This window comes from Methanoregula sp. (assembly GCF_041645475.1).
Lineage (GTDB): Archaea > Halobacteriota > Methanomicrobia > Methanomicrobiales > Methanospirillaceae > Methanoregula.
This window is the reverse complement of record NZ_JBAZQA010000006.1, coordinates 1-23,827: the sequence shown is the minus strand read 5'-3', so window position 1 is coordinate 23,827 and position 23,827 is coordinate 1. Positions and strand designations below refer to the sequence as shown.

Annotated in this window: 20 protein-coding genes; 7 read left to right on the top strand and 13 right to left on the bottom strand. The window is 51.0% G+C overall.

What is annotated here, in order from left to right; translation table 11 throughout:
- Window positions 1-15: 15 nt before the first annotated feature.
- On the top strand, window positions 16-2,289 hold the full coding sequence (locus WC598_RS06710; protein ID WP_372960706.1) for a PAS domain S-box protein: 2,274 nt from the start codon (window positions 16-18) through the stop codon (window positions 2,287-2,289).
- A 59-nt stretch (window positions 2,290-2,348) separates the two neighbouring features.
- Here WC598_RS06710 and WC598_RS06705 read toward each other — a convergent pair whose 3' ends face one another.
- The 4 genes from WC598_RS06705 to WC598_RS06690 are packed head-to-tail and all read right to left on the bottom strand — an operon-like array spanning window position 2,349 to window position 5,505.
- Entirely contained in the window at window positions 2,349-2,876 is a 528-nt protein-coding gene (locus tag WC598_RS06705; RefSeq protein ID WP_372960705.1) for a transcription elongation factor Spt5, read from the bottom strand.
- An 11-nt stretch (window positions 2,877-2,887) separates the two neighbouring features.
- Window positions 2,888-3,097 (bottom strand): protein translocase SEC61 complex subunit gamma, encoded by a 210-nt coding sequence (locus WC598_RS06700; RefSeq protein ID WP_372960704.1) that lies wholly within the window; start codon window positions 3,095-3,097, stop codon window positions 2,888-2,890.
- Window positions 3,098-3,103: 6 nt separating this feature from the next.
- Window positions 3,104-4,195, bottom strand: a complete 1,092-nt coding sequence (gene ftsZ / locus WC598_RS06695; RefSeq protein WP_372960703.1) for a cell division protein FtsZ — start codon at window positions 4,193-4,195, stop codon at window positions 3,104-3,106.
- Window positions 4,192-5,505 (bottom strand): D-aminoacyl-tRNA deacylase, encoded by a 1,314-nt coding sequence (locus WC598_RS06690; RefSeq protein ID WP_372960702.1) that lies wholly within the window; start codon window positions 5,503-5,505, stop codon window positions 4,192-4,194. Before WC598_RS06690 ends, ftsZ begins: the two co-directional genes overlap by 4 nt.
- 87 nt (window positions 5,506-5,592) lie before the next feature.
- Between WC598_RS06690 and WC598_RS06685 the strand changes: the two genes are divergently transcribed.
- The gene (locus tag WC598_RS06685; RefSeq protein WP_372960701.1) at window positions 5,593-5,769 is read left to right on the top strand and encodes a hypothetical protein; all 177 of its coding nucleotides are present in this window, start codon (window positions 5,593-5,595) and stop codon (window positions 5,767-5,769) included.
- Window positions 5,770-5,784: 15 nt separating this feature from the next.
- Here the strand turns inward: WC598_RS06685 and WC598_RS06680 are convergent, their stop codons facing one another.
- The 4 genes from WC598_RS06680 to WC598_RS06665 form a co-directional block, all read right to left on the bottom strand.
- The gene (locus WC598_RS06680) at window positions 5,785-6,249 is read right to left on the bottom strand and encodes a TIGR00725 family protein (protein ID WP_372960700.1); all 465 of its coding nucleotides are present in this window, start codon (window positions 6,247-6,249) and stop codon (window positions 5,785-5,787) included.
- A gap of 89 nt (window positions 6,250-6,338) precedes the next feature.
- The gene (locus WC598_RS06675; protein ID WP_372960699.1) at window positions 6,339-7,772 is read right to left on the bottom strand and encodes an aldehyde dehydrogenase family protein; all 1,434 of its coding nucleotides are present in this window, start codon (window positions 7,770-7,772) and stop codon (window positions 6,339-6,341) included.
- 227 nt (window positions 7,773-7,999) lie between these two features.
- The gene (locus tag WC598_RS06670) at window positions 8,000-9,526 is read right to left on the bottom strand and encodes a PKD domain-containing protein (protein ID WP_372960698.1); all 1,527 of its coding nucleotides are present in this window, start codon (window positions 9,524-9,526) and stop codon (window positions 8,000-8,002) included.
- 130 nt (window positions 9,527-9,656) lie between these two features.
- Window positions 9,657-10,661 carry a mechanosensitive ion channel family protein gene (locus WC598_RS06665; protein ID WP_372960697.1) on the bottom strand — a complete coding sequence of 335 codons (1,005 nt, stop codon included), beginning with the start codon at window positions 10,659-10,661 and terminating at the stop codon, window positions 9,657-9,659.
- Between the two features lie 153 nt (window positions 10,662-10,814).
- On the opposite strand from WC598_RS06665, the gene ileS reads away from it, so the two are divergent.
- A complete protein-coding gene (gene ileS, locus WC598_RS06660) occupies window positions 10,815-13,997 on the top strand; it encodes an isoleucine--tRNA ligase (protein WP_372960696.1) in 3,183 nt (1,060 codons plus the stop codon).
- Between the two features lie 541 nt (window positions 13,998-14,538).
- Here the strand turns inward: ileS and WC598_RS06655 are convergent.
- On the bottom strand, window positions 14,539-14,670 hold the full coding sequence (locus tag WC598_RS06655) for a hypothetical protein (RefSeq protein ID WP_372960695.1): 132 nt from the start codon (window positions 14,668-14,670) through the stop codon (window positions 14,539-14,541).
- Between the two features lie 627 nt (window positions 14,671-15,297).
- On the opposite strand from WC598_RS06655, the gene WC598_RS06650 reads away from it, so the two are divergent.
- The 4 genes from WC598_RS06650 (at window position 15,298) to WC598_RS06635 (ending at window position 20,595) form a co-directional block, all read left to right on the top strand.
- Window positions 15,298-16,770, top strand: coding sequence for a radical SAM protein (locus tag WC598_RS06650; RefSeq protein ID WP_372960694.1), 1,473 nt, complete (start codon window positions 15,298-15,300; stop codon window positions 16,768-16,770).
- Window positions 16,771-16,817: 47 nt separating this feature from the next.
- Window positions 16,818-17,924, top strand: coding sequence for an SPASM domain-containing protein (locus WC598_RS06645; RefSeq protein ID WP_372960693.1), 1,107 nt, complete (start codon window positions 16,818-16,820; stop codon window positions 17,922-17,924).
- Window positions 17,917-19,590, top strand: a complete 1,674-nt coding sequence (locus WC598_RS06640; protein ID WP_372960692.1) for an ABC transporter ATP-binding protein — start codon at window positions 17,917-17,919, stop codon at window positions 19,588-19,590. Before WC598_RS06645 ends, WC598_RS06640 begins: the two co-directional genes overlap by 8 nt.
- Before the next feature lie 156 nt (window positions 19,591-19,746).
- Complete coding sequence (locus WC598_RS06635) at window positions 19,747-20,595, top strand: UbiA family prenyltransferase (RefSeq protein WP_372960691.1); 849 nt, start codon at window positions 19,747-19,749, stop codon at window positions 20,593-20,595.
- Here the strand turns inward: WC598_RS06635 and WC598_RS06630 are convergent.
- The 4 genes from WC598_RS06630 to WC598_RS06615 form a co-directional block, all read right to left on the bottom strand.
- A complete protein-coding gene (locus WC598_RS06630; RefSeq protein WP_372960690.1) occupies window positions 20,573-21,364 on the bottom strand; it encodes a helix-turn-helix transcriptional regulator in 792 nt (263 codons plus the stop codon). The two genes, WC598_RS06635 and WC598_RS06630, sit on opposite strands and share 23 nt — an antisense overlap.
- Before the next feature lie 77 nt (window positions 21,365-21,441).
- Window positions 21,442-22,287, bottom strand: a complete 846-nt coding sequence (locus tag WC598_RS06625; protein ID WP_372960689.1) for a helix-turn-helix transcriptional regulator — start codon at window positions 22,285-22,287, stop codon at window positions 21,442-21,444.
- A gap of 402 nt (window positions 22,288-22,689) precedes the next feature.
- Window positions 22,690-23,421: a tRNA(His) guanylyltransferase Thg1 family protein gene (locus WC598_RS06620; RefSeq protein ID WP_372960688.1), complete on the bottom strand. Its 732-nt coding sequence runs from the start codon at window positions 23,419-23,421 to the stop codon at window positions 22,690-22,692.
- A gap of 71 nt (window positions 23,422-23,492) precedes the next feature.
- Window positions 23,493-23,759: a PRC-barrel domain-containing protein gene (locus WC598_RS06615; protein WP_372960687.1), complete on the bottom strand. Its 267-nt coding sequence runs from the start codon at window positions 23,757-23,759 to the stop codon at window positions 23,493-23,495.
- Between the last annotated feature and the right edge of the window lie 68 nt (window positions 23,760-23,827).

Sequence of the window (23,827 nt, the reverse complement as noted above, 5' to 3'; positions counted from 1 at the left end):
GATGAAGATTACGTGATGGTAACCAACCCAGGGACATCATCCATCAACAGAATCCTGTATGTTGATGACGAACCGGGTCTGCTGGAGATCGGCAAGCTCTTCCTTGAAGAGGACAAAACGTTCACGGTCGATACTACCATTTCAGCACTCGCTGCACTGGAGCGCCTTGGTTCCATGCAGTATGACGCAATTGTCTCTGATTACGAGATGCCCAAAATGAACGGGATCGCCTTTTTAAAAGTACTCCGGGACCAGGGCAACACCACGCCTTTCATCATTTTTACCGGTCGCGGGCGGGAAGATGTTGTTATCGAGGCGCTCAACAGCGGGGCTGATTTTTATCTCCAGAAAGGCGGCGATCCTACAGCCCAGTATGCCGAGCTTGCGCACAAGATCCACCATGCCATATCGCGCAGACAGGCGGGCTGGGCCTTGAAGAAGAGCGAACAGGATTACCGCCAGCTCATCGACCATGCCAGCGAAGCTATCTTTGTCGTTCAGGATGAACGGCTCCGGATGGCGAACCCGCAGGCAACTGAATTGTCCGGGTACTCTGAACAGGAACTCCTCGACCAGCCGTTTGCCCGGTTCGTCCATCCGGATGATGGGGACCTGCTGCTCGACAGGTTAAGGAACCGGATTGTCGGATCCACAACCCCCACGCGCCATACATTCCGAATAATCCGCAAAGACGCAACAATCCGGTGGGTTGAACTGACCGTTATTGGCATAACATGGGATGAGCGCCCTGCCATCCTGAACTTTATGACCGATATCACCGAGCGCAAGATCGCCGAGGATGCTTTCAGGGAGAGCGAAGAGCGGTACCGGAATTTTTTCAGGACAACACTCGACGGGCTCTTTATCACAACTCCTGACGGCCGGTGGATTGATTTCAATGAGGCCGTCGTGGACATGTTCGGCTTTACCACTCGGGAAGAAGTCTTTGAGAGGCCCATCATTTCGCTCTACGTGCATCCTGAAAAGCGGGCAGTCTTCGTTGATCTCGTTGAGCGGGAAGGATATGTCAAAGAGCATCCCGTGTTGTTCCGGAAACGGGACGACACCGTCATCAACACCCTCATGACGGTCGTGCCGCAGAAGAACCCCGATGGTTCAACCAGGGTGTTCATTGGTACAATCCGGGATATCACCGAGCACAAACTTGCCGAGGACGCACTCAGGGAGAGCGAGGAGCGGTATCGGCTTTTTTTCAAGACCAGCCAGGACAGTGTCTTTATATCCGGGCCGGATCGGCGGTATATCGATTTTAATGATAAACTGTTCCAGAAACTCGGGTGTGCAACCCGCGAAGAAGCGCTCGCAGTCGATGTTGCATCCACGTATGCGCATCCGGAAGAGCGGGATGCATTCCTTGAACACGTCAGAAGGGATGGCTACGTCAAAGAGCATCCCATCCTGTTCAGGAAGAGGGATGGTACCGTCATTGATTGCCTCATCTCCATTGTTGCCCAGAAAAATGCCGACGATTCAATCAAAGCATTTTTTGGTACCGTCAGGGATATCACCGAACAGAAACGGATCGATCAGGCGCTCAAGGAAAGCGAAGAACGCTACCGCCATATCTTTGAATCGTTCGAGGATCTGTATTACCAGACGGACAACAACGGGATTATTACGATTCTTTCCCCATCCCTGTTCCGCCTGACCGGGTATAAACGGGAAGAGTTGATCGGAAAACCGGTGACCACAATGTATGTCAACCCGGAATCACGGATCCTCCTGCTCGAAGAGCTCGTAAAAAGCGGGCATGTGAAGGATTACGAGGTGCTACTGCGGAAACGGGACGGCACGGGTATACCGGTATCGCTGAGCGCAAACCGGCTCTTCCACCCGGATGGGACACCGGCAGGTGTTGCCGGAATCCTTCGCGACATTACACGGCGCAAGCAAGCGGAAGAGGAACTGCGCAGGAGCGAGGAGAAGTTCCGGTATCTTGTCGAGTATGCCCTTGATGGGATGCTGATTCTCGATCTCCAGGGAAATGTCCTGTTTGCCAACGCGGCTGCTGCACGCACGGTCGGGCTCGATAATGGTACGATCCTTATTGGCAGAAATGTTATGGAGGTCATCGCACCTGAATCACTGGAGGAGGTCCTGCGGGACTTTGCCGAAGTGGCCCGGGGTCACGACGGGTTTTTAGCCCATTATACCCTGCTGTCGGCCAATGGGGAAAAAGTCCCCGTTGAGAGTATTGGCAAGGCCATAACCTATGAGGGTAAAACCGCAGATCTTGTCTTTATTCGTACGGGTACGGGGAAGAAATAGGGTACTGCCGGTCTTATCCCGGAGCGGACAGGTGAAACCCGATAACAAAAGGGAGATTATTATTTCTGGTCGGAGTACTTCTCGACCACCCGGACATTGTCGCCGCGGACCGTGATCGGGATCGGGACAACGCTCTCATAGAGTTCGACCGTGATCTCTTCTTTTGCAGAGTCGACCCTCTTGACGATTGCCTTCTCGCCCTTGAAGGGCCCGGCAATGAGTTCAACAATGGTCCCTTCTTCAATACCGGATACAACCGGTTTCGGGATCAGGAAGTGACCAACTTCTGCAAGACTCGTCTCACCGGCCAATACGGTCCGGGCATGAGCGATCAGCTCCACCAGCTGCTCGATCCGGTTCAGTTTCTCAGGGGTTTCCACGAGCACGTAGCCCTTGAGCTCGTTCGGGACGATGATTGAGGTCACCTTGACATCGGTTGCCTTGGTGTCAATGGCCTTGAGGATATTGTCTGCTACCGTGCGCTCCTGCTTGGACGTGGTCTTGATGGCAAAGATCCGGTTGGTAAAGACCTCCGGTCCTGTGGGAGCTAATGGCGCTGCCGGTGCGGGGGGGGTTGGCTGTGTCATAGGAACCGGGATCAGAATCCGAAGAGCATCTTGTGGTCGAAGAACATGTAGATGATAAATCCGATCAGTCCGATAACGAGGATACCGGCGGCTGCAACCGTTGCGATCTTGGTGAACTCTTCCCGGGAGGGAGTGCGCGCGAGTTTTAAGACCCGCAGGTATTTGCGGAACAACTCTTCGTGGATGACGTTCGTTTTGAAATCAGGCTTTGAAATTTCCATATCGTATCACTTGAGAAAATCGATCTCATACTGTTTCTGTACTTTGGGGGTAAGCTTCTCATTACGACCATATATTTGTGGCGACCGTACGCCCGTGACAACCAAGAGGGTGCGCATCTTGTTCTGCATGGAGGGGTCCACCTGAGCACCCCAAATGATACGCGCGTTCTCGTCCACACGGGCATAGACTTCCTGGACAACCCCTTCTGCCTCTTCCATGGTCATGTCCGGGCCACCAACCACGTTGACGAGTGCAGCGGTTGCACCGCTGATATCCACATCGAGAAGCGGGGAACGGATCGCTTTCTTGACCGAGTCTGCCGCCTTGTCCTCGCTGTCGCTTTCACCCATACCGATCATGGCCACGCCACCGCGTTCCATGACCGTGCGCACATCGGCAAAGTCGAGGTTCACAAGTCCTGGCATCGTAATAAGTTCGGTGATCCCTTTGACAGCCCGCATCAGGACTTCGTCAGCTACCTTGAAGGCAGCACTGAGGGGCAGCTTGGGAACGACTTCGAGGAGTTTGTCATTGGGCACTACAATGACGGTATCCGCCACATCCCGCAGGCGTTCGAGACCGGCCTCTGCATTCTCCATGCGGATGGCACCTTCCGCACCAAAGGGCAGGGTAACGATAGCGATAGTGAGCGCCCCCTCTTCGCGGGCCGCTTTTGCAACAACCGGGGCAACACCGGTTCCGGTGCCCCCTCCGAGGCCGACAGTGATGAAGACCATGTCACAACCGGAGACTATTGCCCGGATCTCCTGCTCGTTCTCGAGTGCAGCTTCCTCACCGATCTGCGGAATGGATCCCGCACCAAGACCCCGTGTCCGCTGCCGGCCGACGAGAATACGCTGATCCGCCCGTGTGCGAATCAGGTGCTGAGCATCGGTATTAATGGCGATGAGTTTTGCGCCGTGGATACCCTCCTCCATCATACGCGAGATCGTATTCGAGCCGCCGCCCCCGCAACCAATCACCGCTATCTCAGTTTTGAGCTCAGCGAGGATCTGGTCCAGATCTTCGTTATTCTGCGAGGTGGACACGGTTTCGTCCCTCGCCTTGGTGAGTGCCTCTTCAACAATTGACCTCATGAAAACTTCTCCAACCCCGGGATGTGGATGTTAATCTCACTGCTGGAAGAGACCATTTCAGGGGTGATTACCCTGCCGTTGATCTCAACAGCCTGGCCGGAAGCCAGCTGTTTGTAAAAAGGTCCGGGCAAAATCCCCTCATTGCGCGCTTTATGGGGATCGAACCGTACCTTAGATATGATCAGATGATCTTTCTCCGTAGCAGTGATCTCTTTATTACGTATGATTTTTACGCACAATGTATTTAAATCATGTATTAATTCAGGCAAATGTTCCTCACACGTGATAAATTCGGGAAGCAGGCGGTTATTCGGACTGGATAAATGAACCACGGGTAATTTTCCGAGATCCTTAATCAACCCCGGCTCGTCCGCTCTGGCTGTTTCTGCCAGTAAAACCGGGTTTACCCGGGCGGGAACCAGTGTGCCGTGCTCCGGGAGATTGTGGATATAGCACCGGGAGCCGGGGGATAAGGTTTCTGCAAGATCCCGGACCGCCCGGTACCGCTCCCAGGAAAGATGCCCGAGCGACGCGATCTCGCTCTCAGAGAGCCGGGGGATACGGAGTTCATCAAGGATTTGGGTCAGCCGGTCCAGTTCGCCACGGGCGAGGGCTTTCCGGTCAATGTAGGCGGCAACTGCCCTGCTCTTCGCGAGCATTGCCCGGACCATGTCCGGTTCAACCTGCGATACTTCGCGGGTGTGGGCGATATGTCCGAATGCTCCCCGGGAGGTCAGGGCGATCTCAGTCTGGCGGGCAGCATAGTGGGTACCCCCAAATCCGATGAGGGGGAGGGGGGTTTCCGGGTGTGCAGAGAGCACGGCCATCGCTGCGGCCCTCCCGGCAGCCGGGTCATCCCATTCCTTTTCCGTGCTGCCGATCTCAACAAAAAACGAGGGGTGAACAATGGCGGTAGGCCCGTGGTGGGTCACTTCATAGGAGATCCGGTAACCCTCAGGGCAGAACCGGGCAAGGGCCCGGAGGGTTGCCTGCATCATAACCGGTGCAGCTGGGGCAAGCGTGCGGGGTGATCCTCCCAACTCCGCAGATCGGAAGTTCCCGGTAACGTGAACAGTAAGGATCGGAACCGGGTTTACGCTGGCATGGCGCGAGAGGAAGATGACAAGATCCGTATCAATTGCCGCATCAGTGTTCTCTGCATGAATCAGCCGTCCGTCCACATCGTGAAACGTGTAGGTCCGGCCCGGCACCTGCCATTCTCCACCGGGAGATTGCAGTAAATCCTCAATGTGGTGCCGTATATTGACACCTGCCCGGTCCTGCCGGGAGTTGACCAACGCAATCCTCATTGATGATCTGTTAAGACTTCCTGAACGATTAATCGTACCATGCAGGAACGATAAACCCTATGAAGAAGCACAGGATACATTGTAACCATGACAGCCGATAAAATTGCCAAGGTCTTCAAGGAAGAGGGTATCGAAAAACAGATCACCTGCCCGCAGGCATTCGTAATTGCAGAAAAACACAAGATCTCCAAGGACGCCATCAGCACGTACTGCAATGAGCACGGGATCAAGATCCGCGCCTGCCAGCTCGGCTGCTTTAAGTGAAGCGGGCCACTCTGATCAGTCTCTTCCGGTAGCGTTCATGGATGACGAGCGGGCAGCATTCACGGCCCGGGCCACCGCATCTTCCGGTGTTGTGCAGGAAACTACCCCGGGAATGTCCCAGGTCTGCAACCCGAAAACGGGGATATTCATTTTCAGGGCAACGGCGATCTCCGAGAGCGTGCCATAGCTCCCGCTGATGGCGATGACTGCATCGGCCGATTGCGCTACGAGAACATTCCGGGCATGGCCAAGACCGGTCCGGATCACGATATCGAGATAATCGTTCCCTTTTCCGGTGTCGGATATGATACCAACGGTGAGACCACCGTTCTCGCGGGCACCTTTGCATGCGCCTTCCATCACCCCGCCCAACCCTCCGCAGACCAGGACACCTTTCCCTGCGATGTTTTTTCCGGTCTCGTAGGCACGCTCATATTCTTCCGGGGTTGCCTCTGCTGCACCAATAACCGCAATCTGCATCTCAATGGGAGTATGGTAAGATGTGCTATAACACAGTATGGATCACCGGCCCATTACCAGTTCAATGCAGGCCGGGATCCCCTGCGCAGTTACTCGATGCCACCCTCGCGGTTGACAACCATGAGCCGGAGGGAGGACATCTTCTCGATGGCAAATCGGGGCCCTTCCCGGCCGAGTCCCGAGCCTTTCTCCCCGCCGTACGGCATCGAGTCTGTCCGGAACGTAGGGATGTCGTTCACGATTACCCCTCCAACATCCATTTCGCCATAGGCCCGCATTGCCCGGTTCAGGTTCTGGGTGAAGATACCGACCTGCAATCCGAACTCGCCGGTATTGGCAACCCGAAGGGCTTCAGGGAAATCATCGTAAGGGGTAACAGAGATGACCGGGGCAAAGACTTCCTCCCGGTTCACCCTCATGGATGGCGTGGTATCGACAAGCACGGTCGGGGCAAACATACTATCCTCGAGGGTGCCGCCCAGAAGGATCCGGGCGCCCTGTTTTACGCTGTCCTGCACTTTCCGGTAGGCCTCCTCGGCCTTCAGACGGTCGATCATCGGGCCCACATCGGTTGCAGGATCCCGGGGATCCCCTACGCGGAGGGCCTTTACGGCAGCGATGATCTTCTCAAGCATCAGGTCGTACACAGGGCGGTGCACCAGCACCCGCTGGACCGAGATGCAGACCTGCCCGGCATTGATGAACCCACCGGTGGCAATCCGTTGTGCGGCATAATCGAGATTTGCGTCCTCGTGGATGATCACGGCCGCATTGCCCCCGAGTTCCAGGCCGACTTTCGTCCGGCCGGCAATCCCGCGCAGGTGCCACCCGACCGAACAGCTGCCGGTAAAGGAGAGGTACGCCACCCGGGGATCCTTGACCAGCTGCTCTGCCCGTAGTCCCGTGCAGGGAACAACGCTGATTGCCTCCGGGGGAAGACCCGCGGCAAGGACCATATCCCCGAGGATCAGGCTGGATACGGGAGTTGATGACGAGGGTTTCAGGATGACAGAATTTCCCGCAGCAATAGCCGGTGCAAGCTTGTGGCAGGCAAGGTTGAGCGGAAAGTTAAACGGTACTATACCGACAACCGGGCCGAGCGGGAACCGCTTCAGAAAACCAGTCCTCCCTTTCGTGTCCCCGGTAAGATCGAGCGGCAGGATCTCGCCGTACATCCTTTTCGCTTCCTCAGCTGAAATCCTGACCGTCAGGGCGGCACGGGATACCTCGCTTGCGGCAAACTTCCTCGTCTTGCCGCCTTCCATAACCATTATTTCGGCAAGCTCCTCTGCCCGCGTATCGATCTCGCTCGCGAGCCGGAAGAGGATCTCTGCCCGTTCATAAGATGAGAGCTGCTTTGTCTGTTCGAACCCCCGGCACGCGGCAGTTACCGCAGCCTTGAGATCGTTTGGGCTGGCCTGGCAGACATCAGCGTAAATTTCGCCGGTGTAGGGGAACCGCACGTGGGCGATCTCCGCAGTCTGTTTCTTCTCCCCGCCAAGGAGAATCGGATAGGGTGACATACTGGATCAATCCTGAAATTGTCTGTACGCTAGTGTACACGGGGGGAATAATAAAACCATACAGAAACTCAAAAAGCAGGGTGTCCGGTTCGAGAGCCACATACCACCCGGCAAGTTCCGGTTTCCCTGATTCATTGGGATAACCCGTTCTCAAAACCGGATCCCAGCGTCATTTTCATATCAATTCATACGAGGATCCGGAAAAAGCCTGAAAAAGAGGGATGAACCTACACGAACACGTAGGTGAACAGGTAAAACCCGAGCAGGGGGAGGAAGATTACCAGGTACACCGGGCGATTCCACCGCCAGATGGCAAGCCCATCCATGGTCTCGATCGGGATAAGACTGTAGACCGCAGTTATCAGGTTGATGGTAAAGCCAAGGCCCCCGGCAACTGCCCACAGACCCCCGAAGGTCATCATTGCAAGGAAGAGGAACATCAGGATGATGCTGACGAGAGGGCCGGCCATCATCTCGATACCGAGCTCCCGGGGTTCATCCTCTCCCTCACGGTTCACCAGGTTCCGGTAGGACTGGGCAAAGGCACTCCCGTAGAGCCATGCCGTGAGGAACATGATGACCGTCCCGAGTCCCCAGAAGCGGGTATCGGCATCATGACCGTGCCGGGTGGCAAAGTAGCGGTGCGCGAAATCGTGGAGCACCACCGAGATAGCACCGACCACGATATAGATAAGTACGGTCTCGAGCGTGAGTTCGGCCCGGTCAGCGAGGATGAACGCGAGCGCCACCATGATCACCGCAACCTCGATGACCAGTATCTCCATGGATGAGAAACCGAAGATGTGCTGTTCCAGCTTGCGTGCAGCGATCCTGCGGGCGGTAATCTCCTTCTCGCTCAATTTTTCCACGGCATGGCCACCCGTGATGTCAAGGAGGAACTTCCCGCCCTTCATGGCAAACTGGGAAAGAGTACTGATATTGGCGAGAAGGAACTGGACGAGAACGACCCCGAGGCTCGTGAGCACTGCTGCTATGGCCATGAGCTCCGGGGGAATGATCCCGGCGGTCGGAAGGTTCTTTGCGGCAGTCGATCCCTTCGCATCCCGTATTAGATCAATAAACCCTTTGGGCATCTCCTCGGATACGGGGGTCTGGTTGGGCTGCACGGCCGGTGCCGGTGCATTTACACGGATGAGACCGGCACGGGAAACGGAATTACTCCCATAGGGATTCGACACCAGCAATGATACCGAATAATTGCCGGGCCGGTTGTAAACGTGGATTGGATTTCTGACCGATTCCGTGCTTCCGTCACCGAAATCCCAGGACCAGTTCGTTGGCACATTCTTTGACGTATCTGAGAAAGGCACAGTAAATGGAGCGATTCCTTCCCGCGAAGGTACAGTGAAATCAGGCTCCGGGGGATTACCCGCACCGATATACGCGGCCCGGCTCAGGGTATTCGAACCATACTGGTTTGTGACCGTCAGCCGTACCGTATATTCCCCGTTTTTGAGGTAGGTATGGGTCGGGTTTTCCTGCGTGGAGGTTGCACCGTCACCAAATTCCCAGAGGTACGTGCGGGGTTCTGCACCAAAAGAACGGTCGGAGAAACTGACCGTGAGCGGTGCGCCGCCATAGCGGGTGCTGGTGAAAAAATCTGCAGTAACGGGATTCGTTACCGTGATGTAGCCGGCATCAGGTGAGCTGACAGCTGGACCGGCCCCGCATACAGGAGCGGCACAGCAGAAGAGGACCAGCGCGGCCAGGATCCACAGAACATGGTATTTCATGGTGTATTCCCTTGGGACAACTGAATAAAAGCAGAGGTTTTTACGCCCTCACTTCATGGTTTGCAGTGTATCTTCGTGGTGTTAATTAAAGCCATCTGCCACGGCCATGGAACCGGTAAGGTCTCCCGTTTCAGGCAAGGGTAATACCCTCATTTTTGAGCCGCTCGACAATCCGGACCATCATGAAATCCTGGATAACGCTGTTATACATAAAGCCGCTGGCATACACCGTGACCATAAAGGTCATGGTTGCTTTTTCTGCTTTCACCATGAAGACCGTAGCGTGGGGCTCCTTTGCCAGCACATCCGTCCGGGTCTTCACCGCGTCTTCCGTGATCTCTTCAAGAAGGGTTTTGATCCGGGAGATATCCGTGGATACGGGAACTGTGATCGGCATCTGGATCCGCACGAGGGGGTTCGGGAGCGAGTAATTGTGGACAACACTTGTCACGATCTTGGTGTTCGGGATCGTGACGATGTCCCGATCGAGCGTTATGATCCGGGTGCTCCGCGGGCCGATCCTGATGACATCCCCCAGCACATCGTTGATCATGACCCGGTCCCCGACCTGGAATGGCTGGTCGGTGATGATCACCGCTCCTCCGAAGAAATTGGAGAAGAGATCCTGAGCGGCGAGGGCAATGGCAATGCCCGCGACACCTGCACCGGCAAGAAGCGGGGTGATGTTGACGTTGAAGAGGGAGAGAACGTACAGGAGCCCGGTGAACCAGATAAGGTACTTGGCAATCTTCTGAAGGATATCGATGATCCGGTCATCCAGGTCGGTCTCGGTCTGCTGGGCGAGGGTTGTCCCGTAGGTCCTGAGGAGGTCGTCAACAAACGTAGCAACAACCCAAGTGCCGATCACGGTATAACAGGTGAACAGAATCCGCGGGTCGGCGAGCCATGGGAGATCCGGGAAAAGGCTGATTGCCTGCTGTAATGCGAGGATGAGAGGAATGAAAAACGCGAGCATAACGAGAGGGCCCGACAGGGAGTGAACTATCAGATCATCGAGTTTCGTCTCGGTGAGTTCCACCTTCCTCTTCAGAAACGCGAAGAGGAAATGGAGGATTGTCGCGGCAATGACACCGGTTGCCAGATAAATGATGATCGTTACGTATGAGGGATCCATGCTCCTCAACTATTCATGTTCCCACCTCATCTATTTTTTCAAAATTTTTTTAGTTTTCTGCGGTATTGATCACGATAATTACTTTGTGCTATGGGACAAACATTCACCTACGCAGCCATTTGCGTCAGAAAATAGTCGCATACGAGGGGTTTTGTGAAGGAAGTCACCGCGAGCTTCAATGCAAAAGAGATCGAGCGTGAGGTGCAGGAATACTGGCGCACCAACGACACGTACCAGTTGGTAAAACAGCATCGCAGTACGGGAAAACCGTTCTTTTTTGTGGACGGTCCGCCGTACACCACGGGGCATATCCACATCGGTACCGCGTGGAACAAGATCATCAAGGACAGCCTCCTGCGCTACCACCGCATGAACGGTGAGAACGTTATCGACCGGGCAGGTTACGATATGCACGGCCTCCCCATTGAAGTCAAGGTCGAGCAGGCGCTCGGGTTCAAGTCCAAGAAGGATATTGAAAAGTTCGGCATCGACAACTTCATCATCAAGTGCCGGGAGTTCGCTGTCGAGAACAAGCTCTTAATGGACGACCAGTTCGAAAGCCTCGGGGTCTGGCTCGATTTTAAGAACGCCTACCAGACCATCAAACCGGAATATGTTGAGGCTGCCTGGTGGACACTTGCAAAAGCGCAGGAGAAGGGCATGCTCGAACGCGGCCACCGGGTCGTGAACTGGTGCCCCCGGTGTGAGACCGCGATCGCGGACGCTGAAGTGGAATACTGGGACGAAACCGACCCCTCGATCTTCGTCAAGTTCCCGTTGCAGGGAAAAACAAACGAGTATCTCGTCATCTGGACAACAACCCCCTGGACGCTGCCGGCAAACGTTGCGGTTGCAGTCTCAAAGGATTTCGAGTACGCACGAGTGCTCGCAAAGAAGGACGGGACAGAAGCCTATCTCTGGATAGCCGAACCCCTGGTGAAGGCCGTGCTGAAGAAGGCCCGGTTCAAGGATTTCACCATCCTTGAGACAAAGAAAGGGTCCGAACTCGTGGGCTGGACCTACGACTCCCCCCTCCGGGAGAACGTGCCGCTCCAGCGCGATATCGCCCACAAGGTCGTAACCGCTGACTTTGTTGCCCTTGAAAATACCGGTATGGTCCATATTGCTCCCGGCCACGGCTGGGATGACTACGTACTCGGGACAAAGGAAGGGCTCGCGATTGTCTGCCCTGTTGACGGCGCAGGGAAGTTCAAGGACGAAGCCGGGGTGTTTGCCGGCCAGTTTGTCCGGGACGCAAACGAGAACGTCCTCGTTGCGCTCGGCGATCACCTGCTTGCAAAAGAGATGATCGTCCACCGGTACGGCCACTGCTGGCGCTGCAAGACGCCGATCATCTTCCGGGCCACCTCGCAGTGGTTCCTGAAAGCCTCCGAGATGCGGGACCTGATGCTCTCGGAAGTCGAGAAAGTGACCTGGTATCCCGAGTGGGCGGGAAGTGCCCGCTTCTACGACTGGATCAAGGAAGCCCGCGACTGGTGCGTTTCGCGGCAGCGGTACTGGGGTATACCAATCCCGGTCTGGGTCTGCTCAAAGTGCGACAAATACCGGGTCATAGGCACAATAAAGGAACTTGAAGATGCGAGCGGAAAATCGATACCCGACCCGCACCGGCCGTTTGTGGATGCAGTCACCATCCCGTGCAGCTGCGGCGGCACCATGAAGCGGGTTGAGGACATCTTCGATGTCTGGTTCGACTCGGCGGTTGCCTCATGGGCAACCCTCGGGTTCCCGAACAAGACAAAAGAGTTCGAACAACTCTGGCCTGCGGACTTCATCACCGAAGGGCAGGACCAGACCCGGGGCTGGTTCTACTCCCAGCTGGGTGCAAGCACCATCGCATTCGGCAAGGCCCCGTACAAGAGCGTCTGCATGCATGGGTTTGCTCTCGATGCCGAGGGGAAGAAGATGTCGAAAAGCCTCGGCAATGTTGTCAACCCGAGCGATGTGATCGACAAAGTCGGAGTCGACATCCTGCGGCTGTACGTCCTCTCCTCCTCCGCCCCGTGGGACGATCTCAAGTTCAACTGGGAAGGGGTCGGGACGATCAACCGTACGGGAAACATCCTCTGGAACGTGTACCGCTTCCCGATGCCGTACATGATCCTCGACAAGTTCGAGCCCCGGTCCAACAACGGGGTCTGGGACGATGCCTATGTCCGGGCTCACATTAAGCAGATGCCGGACGAGGACCGGTTCATCATCTCGCGGATCAACTCGGTTGCAGTCGTTGTCGATGCGGCAATCAAAGAATGCAAACTCCACCAGGCAACCCGCGAACTCATCAACTTCATCCTGGAAGACCTCTCGCGCTGGTATGTCCAGCTCGTCCGGCCCCGCATGTGGCTCGAAGGCGAATCCGAGCAGAAGGTCTTTGCCTACGAGACGATCTACTACGTGATGCGCCGGCTCACGGGGCTCCTTGCACCGTTCTGCCCCCACGTCACCGAGGAGATTTACCGGAACCTCCGGTGCAAAAACGACCCGGAGAGCATCCACCTGCTGGACTGGCAGGCCGGCGATACTTTGCTTATCGACGCTACACTCGAAAGTGCGGTTGCCATTGTCCGCTCGTTTGACGAGGCTTCCGCAAATGCCCGCCAGACCGGGAAGCGGAAACTCCGCTGGCCGGTGGCAGAAGTGGTTGTTGTCACGAACTCCGAGGCAGTAAAGAGCGCAATAGGAAGGCTCAACGCGGTCTGCATGGACCGGGCCAATGCCCGGAAGGTCTCGGTCGTGATGGGGCGCTGGGACCGGATCGGCTGGCATGCGGAGCCAATTATGAAGGCACTCGGGAAAGGGTTCGGGAAGGATTCCTTCACGATCAAGGGGCTTATCGAGGCCGCAGACGGGAACCAGATAAAGGCAGAGATCGATGCCGGGCGGACATTCAGAATCGCCAGCGGCGATGCCGTCTTTGAGATTGGATCGGAACACGTCACCTTCACCGAGAAACTCCCGTCCGATCTCTTCTCAGCCCCCATGACGGACGCAACCGTGTATGTAGATGTGGCACTCACGCCGGATCTCGAAGCAGAGGGCTATGCCCGCGAAGTAATCCGGAGGATCCAGGAGACCCGCCGCCAGCTTGACCTCGCGGTCGAGGATTTCATCCGCGTGGAGTTGGCCGTGGCGGATACGAGAATCCAGTCCCTGCTCCACAACGATGCAACCATCGCAATGATAGGCGACGAAGTCCGGGCAAAGGTCTTTTCGTTCTGCAATGACGGGGCACAGCCGGATCCGGCACACTTCACCTCAGTGAAAGACTGGGACGTGGAAGGTGTGGCAATGACCATCGGTATCACAAAAGTGTGAAACCGGCAGAGTATTTCCTTTTTTTTAATGACCGATTAAAAACAGATTACCACGATTCTTCAATTCCCCGTCTCCGTTTTTAAAGATGCGAACACTTGCATCATACCTGTTTCGCCATTAAAGGACGGGCAGGAATCATAAAAGAGATAAAAAGGTATGCTGATTCCAGGCCACCCGGTTACATGGGAGGAAGGCTCTGCGCAATTGCCTGGAGAATTGCGATGATGATTTTCAGGAATACGGCCCAGTCAAACAGAAGATCACCTCCTTTTGTGGCATGATTCATAGTAAATTGGTATTGTATTTAAACATTGTTATTTTAAAATAGGCCCAAATTAAACCTGGATTTCTACATTTTATTATTATATTAATAATAACCACATTTTCCTAAAATCGACCACAATAAAAAGCAGGACGAATCAGATTCCGGCCGGAATTGGACATTCAGATAGTTCTGAACCCGCAGATATGGTATTTATGAGTACAGGGATTCTAAAAAAGAGGGCGGAACCTTCCCCTCATATTCCCGCAAGAAGGTTCCTTAAAAATTCCCGGCCTTCCGGGCTTGTGAAGAGGGCAAGTCTCCCTCGCTCGTGACCGCACTCCGCTCCACGACCACGATCTCCGGCGTTACCGGGTTGAACCCTTCCTTCTCGGTCGCCTTCTTGTACACGAGAGTTCCCCTGCGGCGGATCAGTGACGGAAAGCATATCTGAAAAAGGCCGTTACCCCACCGTGACACTCAAGAGTCACTGATGCGGGGAGCCATCTAGAAACCTCCTTTTTAATGTTTTTCTTGGTTCCGGTGTGAACCTATTGGAGTCATGTCTGTTTCATTAGTTATTGGTTAGCACCACTATAATTTTTTAATATAGTCAAAAAAAAATCCCCAGTTTAAAATATATGAAAATGGGAGTAAAAGCTGTCCGGCAGGAATATCTGTTACAGGAAAAACCTGATACATCGGATATGATGACTGTCAATGGTGTAGGACAGGTTCACCAAAGTTAGACACCCAATGAACCCGTGCCTGCCCGTAGGCATGAGACAATTGCCTTTATTCCTAATGAGGGTTTGGCCATGCCATGCAAAACATGAAGAAAGGAGGTAAAAAAAATGGAAATCGTTAGTGTAAATATTGGTGGAATCGAATCCGCGAGCAGCTGCACGTGCTATTGCACGTGTTCATGTGTCTATAGCAATGCCTATGACGCTTGGAATTACAATGCAACAAGCCAGAGAGTCAACACACTGCATGCGTAGATAATAAACCCATTTTTTTATTTTTTGAGGTCAAATCATGGAATTTGAAAGCATATCCGGAGTCAGGTATTATTACGATAACGAGATTGGCATTGCCTTTCCTTCACATCCCCTTATTGAAAAAATGATTCAAAACGTTCCACTGCAGGAAGAAGATATCCCTACGGTCAATACAGATGATGATGTTCTCTTTTATTCCAGATTTTTACAGAAACTCAACAAGATTCGCCCCAGACATAAAATTCCTAGAAAACACCCCATTCAGCCCGAAGAAGTTAAACAGATGGTGTTACATGATGGCCTCTACCAGATGATCCTAGGAATAACAGAAGATTGCAATCTCAGATGCCGGTATTGTGTTTATTCTGAAGCTTATACTCTCTCGCGTAAACCATCCAAAGTGAGGATGGAATTTACAACTGCAAAAAAAGCATTGGATTGGTATATCTCGCTGGTTATGGAAGGAAGGGAATACAATCCCGTAAGAAAACCGGCAATAAGTTTCTACGGGGGAGAACCGCTCCTGAATTTTGATCTCATAAAAAAGTGCGTCCAGTATGTTAAGACCACGTACCCAGACCTTGAGTTCACATTTTCCCTTACTACAAATGGAACCCTGCTTAACCAGGAACGGGAGGACTTCCTCAAGGAACATGGTTTTTTAATGAATATCAGTATCGATGGTCCTAAAGAAGAACATGACAGGAACCGGATTTACCAGGACGGGAGAGGGACCTTTGATGATGTCATGAAGAATGTCAGGAGATTTATGTCATCAGGATATGATAAGGATAAATTCAGCTCAATCTGTGTTTTCGACTGGAAATGCAATTTGTTCAGTCTGGATGCTTTTTTCCGCCAGCCGGATATCCCGAAACTTTCCCTGATGACCACTCCATCAGTGCATGACGGATGTGTATATTATGATCAGTTTTCAGATGATGACTTCCAGAATTACCTGACTTCTGAAAAAAAGGCTTTCCAGTATTACCTCGATCATGCCACAGATGATACAACCAGGCATTCTGTTTTTGAACAACTTTATCCGCTCTTTGCGAGCAGGTTCCTGTATTCGATACCTACCATGATTATGCCGGAAAATCGTGTTATCCCCTATTCCGGAGCCTGCATCCTGGGAAGGAAGATTTTTGTGGATGTTCACGGCATTTTTCATCCCTGTGAACGCATCAATCAGTCTTTCCCGATTGGTGATGAAAAGTCCGGGCTGGACTTTACGGCGATTGCTTTGATAATGAACAATTATCTTGAACATCTGGATTCCTGTAAAACCTGCGCAATCAGCAAGACATGCGGATATTGTTACAACCAGTTTGCACAGAAGGGAACTTTTAACTATGCATCAGAAGTATGCAAAAAAGAAGAGGATATTAAAAAATTCGATTTTTCCAGGACATTTACTCTTGGCGAGCGTTATCCACACCTGCTCGATATGGTTGTAAAGGACTATTATACCTGGCTTTCGAAGGTATCTCCAACATTAGGTGATTAACAATGTACTTCCGACTGAATCCCGAATGTTATTATATTAAAGGTGACATGACCGGTGCGATATATGACCTTATTGATGGGGATGTCTACGCACTCAATTCACAAGAGTGCCGGACAATAGAAGTATGCGAAGACAATGGACTGGTGGATCCGGAGGATCCTTTTCTTTGCGAGTTGAAACAACGGACATTGGGGACCTTTTATGAGAAACGGGTATTTATTGAAAAAATAAGGCTGGGTTCTCCTATCGCAGAATACCAGCAAGGAAAACCCCCATTCCTTGCAAGAGCATTTCTCGAGATTGGCAACAGTTGCGACCGATCCTGCTGGTATTGCGGAAATAATGGTCTCTCCAGAAGCATGGGGTGCTTTGGCTGCAATATCTGGGACGAAAAAGGCTCACCCGTGGATATAAACCGGTGGAAAGAATTGATCGACGAATTGCACCGTCTCAACTGCCAGTCGCTCTTCATCAAAGGCGGAGATTTATCCAGAGATCGGGGAAAAACCCGGGAAATCCTGGAATATGCGAATCAGCAATTTGAAAAAATATTTATTATCGGCCACAAGACACATTTTTCTCCGGAAGACTGCGATTATCTGAAAAATAAAGCGAATCTGATCATACAGACCGACAGCCTTTCGGATATCGATAACCGGCACCTATATTTACTGATAACAGATTACCATGAATCCCGCGAATTACCAGAAAAACTCCCCGACAATGCTATCCTTGACATCGTATCCCGCAATTTTGATTCATTGCAACCGGACTCCCCCTTGAATTCCAAAAAGAAAATTATGAAAACAAACCTGGAGCGGTTCACGCATAATAATAAACTGCATCCGTGTCTTGCCAACAGCGTTACTATTGCCTGGAACGGCGAAGTTCTGCCCTGCCCGATGATGCGGAAACAATCCCTAGGAAACATCAGGGACCGGAAATTATGGACCTTTTTAAAGGGGCAACCGGACAGCATTCAGGAGTTCTGGAAAATAAACCTGAATACCTTAAAAAAGTGCGGTACGTGCGAGTTCAGGTACGTATGCACTGACTGCAGGGCCCTCGAAACAGCAAAAACCGGCGATCTATATGCCAAAGTGTTGTGCAATTATGATCCCTCAAAAGGAATGTGGCAACAACAAGATGCTTAAGGGTCTCACCCTTTCCCATCCATATGCAATAATTACCTTGTTACTCCTGAGTATCCTTGGTACCCTGTTTTCTCTTGCCACACCCCTGATAATGGGACTCTTAATTGATAATGTCCTGATTGGAAAGGACATCGCCTTACTTGTCCCAATCCTCCTGGGGATGTCGGGGCTATTTCTGATTTCAGCTCTATCAGATTATATCTCAAACAACATCCGGGGAAAGCTGAACCTGGTACTTTTCAAAGAACTTACGCACGATCTTTTTGGGGCGGTCCAGGAAGCCTCTTTGAAGGATCTCCAGAAGATAAAAACCGGAGATCTGCTGACAAGAACGATTGGGAACACCAACGTGGCAGTACAGACCGTAACCTCAATCATCCCGCAAATCGTGGTCACGGTATTTGGTTTTATCCTGCCATTATTGATAATGTTGTCATTAAATCCCAGACTTACGCTTATTTCTATGTTCCCCATAGTACTGTTTGTCATCTCATCGGTATACTATGGAAAAAAAGTAAAAGTATACCAGAGAAATTCACTGGATTCAACTGCCGGTATGAACTCCTTTTTAAAAGAGACGTATTCTATTGTGCCGTTAATAAAAGTGTATATGCTGGAACGATGGATGCACGGAAAATTTGACACATACCTGTCGAAGTACTATAATGCTTCCTGGGACGTGGTCAAAGTCTCATCAATGAGCAATGCTGTTGGGATGATAATCTATGGAGTACCGACATTGCTGGTCCTCACGTTTGGCAGTATTGAAGTCATTAATGGATCCATGAGTATTGGGGTATTTACCGCGTTTATAGGATATATCGGCCTGTTTTTTTTGCCCATCCAGATGTTATCGGTCTTATGGACGAGTTACAAAGGATCACTTGCATCATTCGACCGGATCGGAGAGATTTTCTCGCTCAAAAAAGAATCATGGGGTGAGAATCGCCTTACACCCGACGTGGAAAAAATTGAATTCAATAATGTCGGGTTTTCCTATGATACGAGGACCATTCTCAAAGGCTTCAATGCAACATTCATACGCGGCAGAAATTATCTAATCGGAGATAACGGTTCAGGAAAAACAACGCTCATAAAATTGTTGTGCGGGTTATATCATCCGGATCAGGGAACGATTTTAATCGGTGGCCAAAATCTTGTTTCACTGAGGAGAGACTCTCTCCGGGAATCTGTATCAGTTGTTTTTTCTGATGCACTAGTCTTCGATGGTACAATCTACGAGAACATCCTGATCGGAAATATCGCTGCATCGCGTGAAGAGGTTGTAAATGCGGCAAAAAAAGCAAAACTCCACGATTTTGTAATGTATCTAAAAAAACAGTATGAAACAGATGTCGGGGAATCGGGCCTGAACCTGTCCAGCGGAGAGAAGCAGAAGATCGCTCTTGCACGGGTCATATTGAGGGATTCGCCTATTATTATCTTCGATGAATTCACACGATCAATCGATGCCGAGTCAAAAAAATCCATTTATTCGGTGATCAGGCAACTGGATAATAAGATCATTATCATCATCACTCATGATATGAATGATATCGAAAAAGGATCGAGGGTCGTAACCATTGAGCGGAATACCGTTTCTGCAATCCACGACACGCACATTGTACCATCTGCCGCGGACCCGATGGCAGCATCAAAAGGGTAAGAATTAATTCTTTTTTGATAAACACCAGCACGAAATGATCGTTTCCTCAGGATTACCAAGAGTGTACCAAAGAGGACACCTAGCATAAAAACATTTTAACACCATTAAAATTTTATAACGCATTTAAAATTTTTCCCCTGCGTTCCCTTTTTTTTTATGAACCGTTTCAATGAGGCGACTCTTAAACTTTTAAATTCGGCATCCCTTGTCGGATTTTCTGGCGGATTACGATTTTTCCTCGCATTTATTCTTGCGGGCATTGCACCGAATCTTCTGCTGGTCATCGCAGCATCGCTGATCATCTATGCAACCTATACACTGGACCGGTCGCTGGACAACAAGGAGGATGAAGTTAATCACAAGGAGTTCATGGGAGCAAGTAAAGCCACCGGGCTTGCAGCAAGCGGCATCGCCATCCTGGTCGGCATATCGCTCTTTTTCTCCAAGCAGTTATTTTCCCCGCCGGTATTCCCGTTCATCATAGGAATTCTTTATTCACGTGGAATCCCGGTGGGAAACAGGAGCATCAAGCTTAAGGCAGGATTCGGGATCAAAAACCTAGTGATCGGGATCACATGGGGGGGAATGATCGGCCTTGTCATCCTTTCAACGGGGCTGGCAATCGCGGCGCTGGTGATCGGAATCTATTTCGGGATGAAACTATTCATCAATTCCACCATATTCGATCTCAAGGACGTGGAAGGCGATCTTGCTGCGGGAATACGGACACTCCCCGTTGTGCTCGGCGATAAAAAGTTGAAATATCTTCTCATTTCTATCTGTATCGTCCAGCATATGATAATCGCTATGGCAATGATGAGCGGTATCCTTGTCCATGCCGGTGTTTTTCTCGCGTACAGCTTCATCGTGAGCGGGACCGTGATCCTGTATTACTCGCCGGCATTCGAATCGGATTCGTCATGGTTGAGGCGAAAATTCCGGATCCTTGCCATCAATGGTGAGCCCATTGCCCTTGTGGCACTTAGTATTGTCCTTCCTTATTAATAGGACGGGATTTACTCAGGCAATGGGAGAACAATTCCTCCCCATACCTGATTGCTGAAGGATCTTTACTCACAATATCTCTTGTCGAGTCAAAAATGCCATTTTTCATGAAGAGGCCCATCGAGAAATAAATATCGGTAACAATGTAGGCAAACCGGGCATCATCATCGTAGATCGACAGCCGGGCATTCTCATACTGGAGACATTCAAGGAGCATATCGAAGTACTCCTTTTTGATCTTTTTATAAGCACTTTTCGTGAGGATCAGGTTTACTTCGTGTCCCTGCTCGGCAAGGGTGAGAAAAAATCGGGGATATATCGGATGGACTAGGGGGGATACCCCCGCAACCTTTTTTGACTGGAGGATCATTTCAAGGAACTGGCTGTGCGGTTCGAAGCTGTCTTCTAATCCTGCCTCGATAACATGAGGATTTTTTATCTCGCCAACCCTGACGAAAAATTCGGGAGGGAGAGCTTCGATATCATGTTCCTGCCAGAATTTTTTTTGCTGGTCAATTACCTTGAGGGTTTTATCAAAGGGTTCAAGATGATATACCACCAGACGTCCGAGATCCGTAAGCTGGAACAGCCCCCTCTCCTTGATAATTAATCCTTCATCTTCAAGGATTTTAATCTGAGGGAGCATCCCGGAAGCAGTAACGTTCAGTTGCTTTTTGATCTCGTCCCATAACCGGGGACCATGACGTAATAAGATTAAAAGCCGTTTTCGTTTTTCCGAGGTTGTGACAATTGCGATCAGGTCTGACATACAATTATTTCACTCACATTACGATGATTATACTAAAATTTTATAATACCAAAATTCAAATGCTTCACAACTACATATCAGGAATGACTTCTTTGCTCCCTATTCTGTTGTATTAAGGATTTATATCGGGAGTCAAATGTTCCATCCATATTTACAGGAAGGGATTTTTTCAGGAAATGAGAAAACAGATCCTCCCCATACCTGATTGCTGAAGGATCGTTGCTCACAATATCCCTGGTTGAATCAAAAATGCCGTTTTTCATAAAGAGACTCATCGAGAAATAAATATCAGTAACAATGTAGGCAAACCTGACATCATCTTCGTAGATCGACAGCCGGGCATTTTTATACTGGAGTGCTTCAAGGAGCATGTCATAGTACTCCTTTTTGACCTTTTTGTATGCGCCTTTGGTAAGGATCAGTTGAACATCGTGTCCTTCCTGAGCCAATGTGAGGAAAAAACGAGGATATATCGGATGGACAATGGGCGATAATCCCGCGACCTTTTTTGATTGCAGGATCATTTCAAGAAACTGGTTGTGGGGTTCGAAGCTTTCCTCTATTCCTGCCTCGAGAATCTGAGGGTTTTTTATTTCGCCAATTCTGACGAAAAATTCTTGGGGGATAGCTTCGATATCATGTTCCTGCCAGAATTTTTTTTGCTGGTCAATTACCTTGAGGGTTTTATCAAAGGGTTCAAGATGAAAAACCACCAGGCGTCCGAGATCCGTGAGATGGAACTGCTTTCCCTCTTTAAAGATCAATCCTTCATCTTCCAGAATCTTGATCTGGGGAAGCATACCAGAGGGTGTGACGTTAAGTTGCGTTTGGATCTCATTCCATAACCTGGGACCATCCCGTAGTAAAATCAAAAGCCGTTTTCTTTTTTCTGATGTTGTGACAACTGCGATCAGGTCTGACATAAAATAATTACTCTCACGCCACGATGACTGAATGAAAATTTTAATTACTCTACAATTTTTTAATAATATTAAAATTTAGTATTGGTTTTTATTAGTACCAACAGGCATAAATCTTTTTAAATTAATTTTTCATTTTTACCATTAATAATCGCTATCCTGACTGCAGGATCACAACGAAAGCGGGCAGGGCTCCATTCATAATATGCATCACCGCATAGTACAAGGAAATCCCCCAGTTCTAATCGGGACAACAATAACGGATGTTGCGGGGTAAAAAAAATCCTGAAAACCGGGTGACAGAATCAGCATTAATTCACGATCAGGCGAGAGCGGGTGTCAGCCATGAAAAGTGACAGGAAGATTCAGGTATCGCACCCGCAAACACGAATGTGGAACGTCAACTCATGAGCTGGGTAATATTTTTTTTATGAATTCCCTGCCTTCCGGGCTCGTGAAGAGCGGCAGGTCCCCCTCGCTCGTGACCGCACTCCGCTCCACAACAACAGTCTCCCGTGTCACCGGGTTGAACCCTTCCTTTTCCATGGACTTCTTGTACACGAGCGTTCCCCTGCGCTGCCAGGCCGGGGTTTCGGCAAGATTGAACCCCCGCACATGCATCATCTCGTGCAGATCTTTTGCCGGCAGGCCCCGGAGCTGTTCGGCTACCTCCTTCGGACTTTTTCCTTCCTCGATGAGAGCCTGCTGGCAGTAGGCGTTGATGTGGTTGCGCCAGGCCTCGCTCTGACGGTTGATCATATACTCGAGGGCAAACTCGGGCGTTGCCGGGATCACCCGGGCATCGAGCGAGAGGAGCGTGGTACCGCCGAACGCAAGCGTGAGGGAGCTCGCCGCGTATGAGGCTGAAACCGAGTCGATCTTCTCAACCCTGCCGCCAAACGGGAGCCGGGAGAAATAGAGGCTGATCTCATCGGAAAAGGTATAGGCAAAGTCCGGGTTGAGCCCGCTCTCGGCAACAAGCGAAGTACACGCCATCACCATCGACTTGTGGAAAAATTCATCGAACGGCTTCTCAAGGCCGAGACATTCCGTGAGCCGGTGAAACGTCCTGCCGTCCAGACGGACAAAAACCGGAGGAAGGGTGGTTATAGCTGCAAATATTTCCCGGTTTTCCATACGAATACCATGCAGGAACACAAAAGAAAATCTGGGATTCGTGTCTCCCGCTTAAATGTTGAGATATTGTTCTACTCTTCGGTTGTGCCGCTGCCCGTAAAGGCACCCGGAAGGTGACGAATCAGAACGATATCGTCAATCGCGCTGATGATGCGGTAGGGGATCTTGAGGCCTTTGAAGCTCTTGAGTTCGAACAGCTGGTCATTGACCTTGCCGACCACGATTGCCTCTATCTTCTTCGAATCCACATCAATGACAACATCCTCGACTTCGCCGATAAACATGCCTTTGTCCGTATAGATCTGAAGCCCGAACAGCTCTGTAATCTGGGTTTCCATCGTTATCAGATGAAAGTATATACTTAAGAGTTAAAAAGATAACCCTTTTTATGGACGGATCTTTTCGG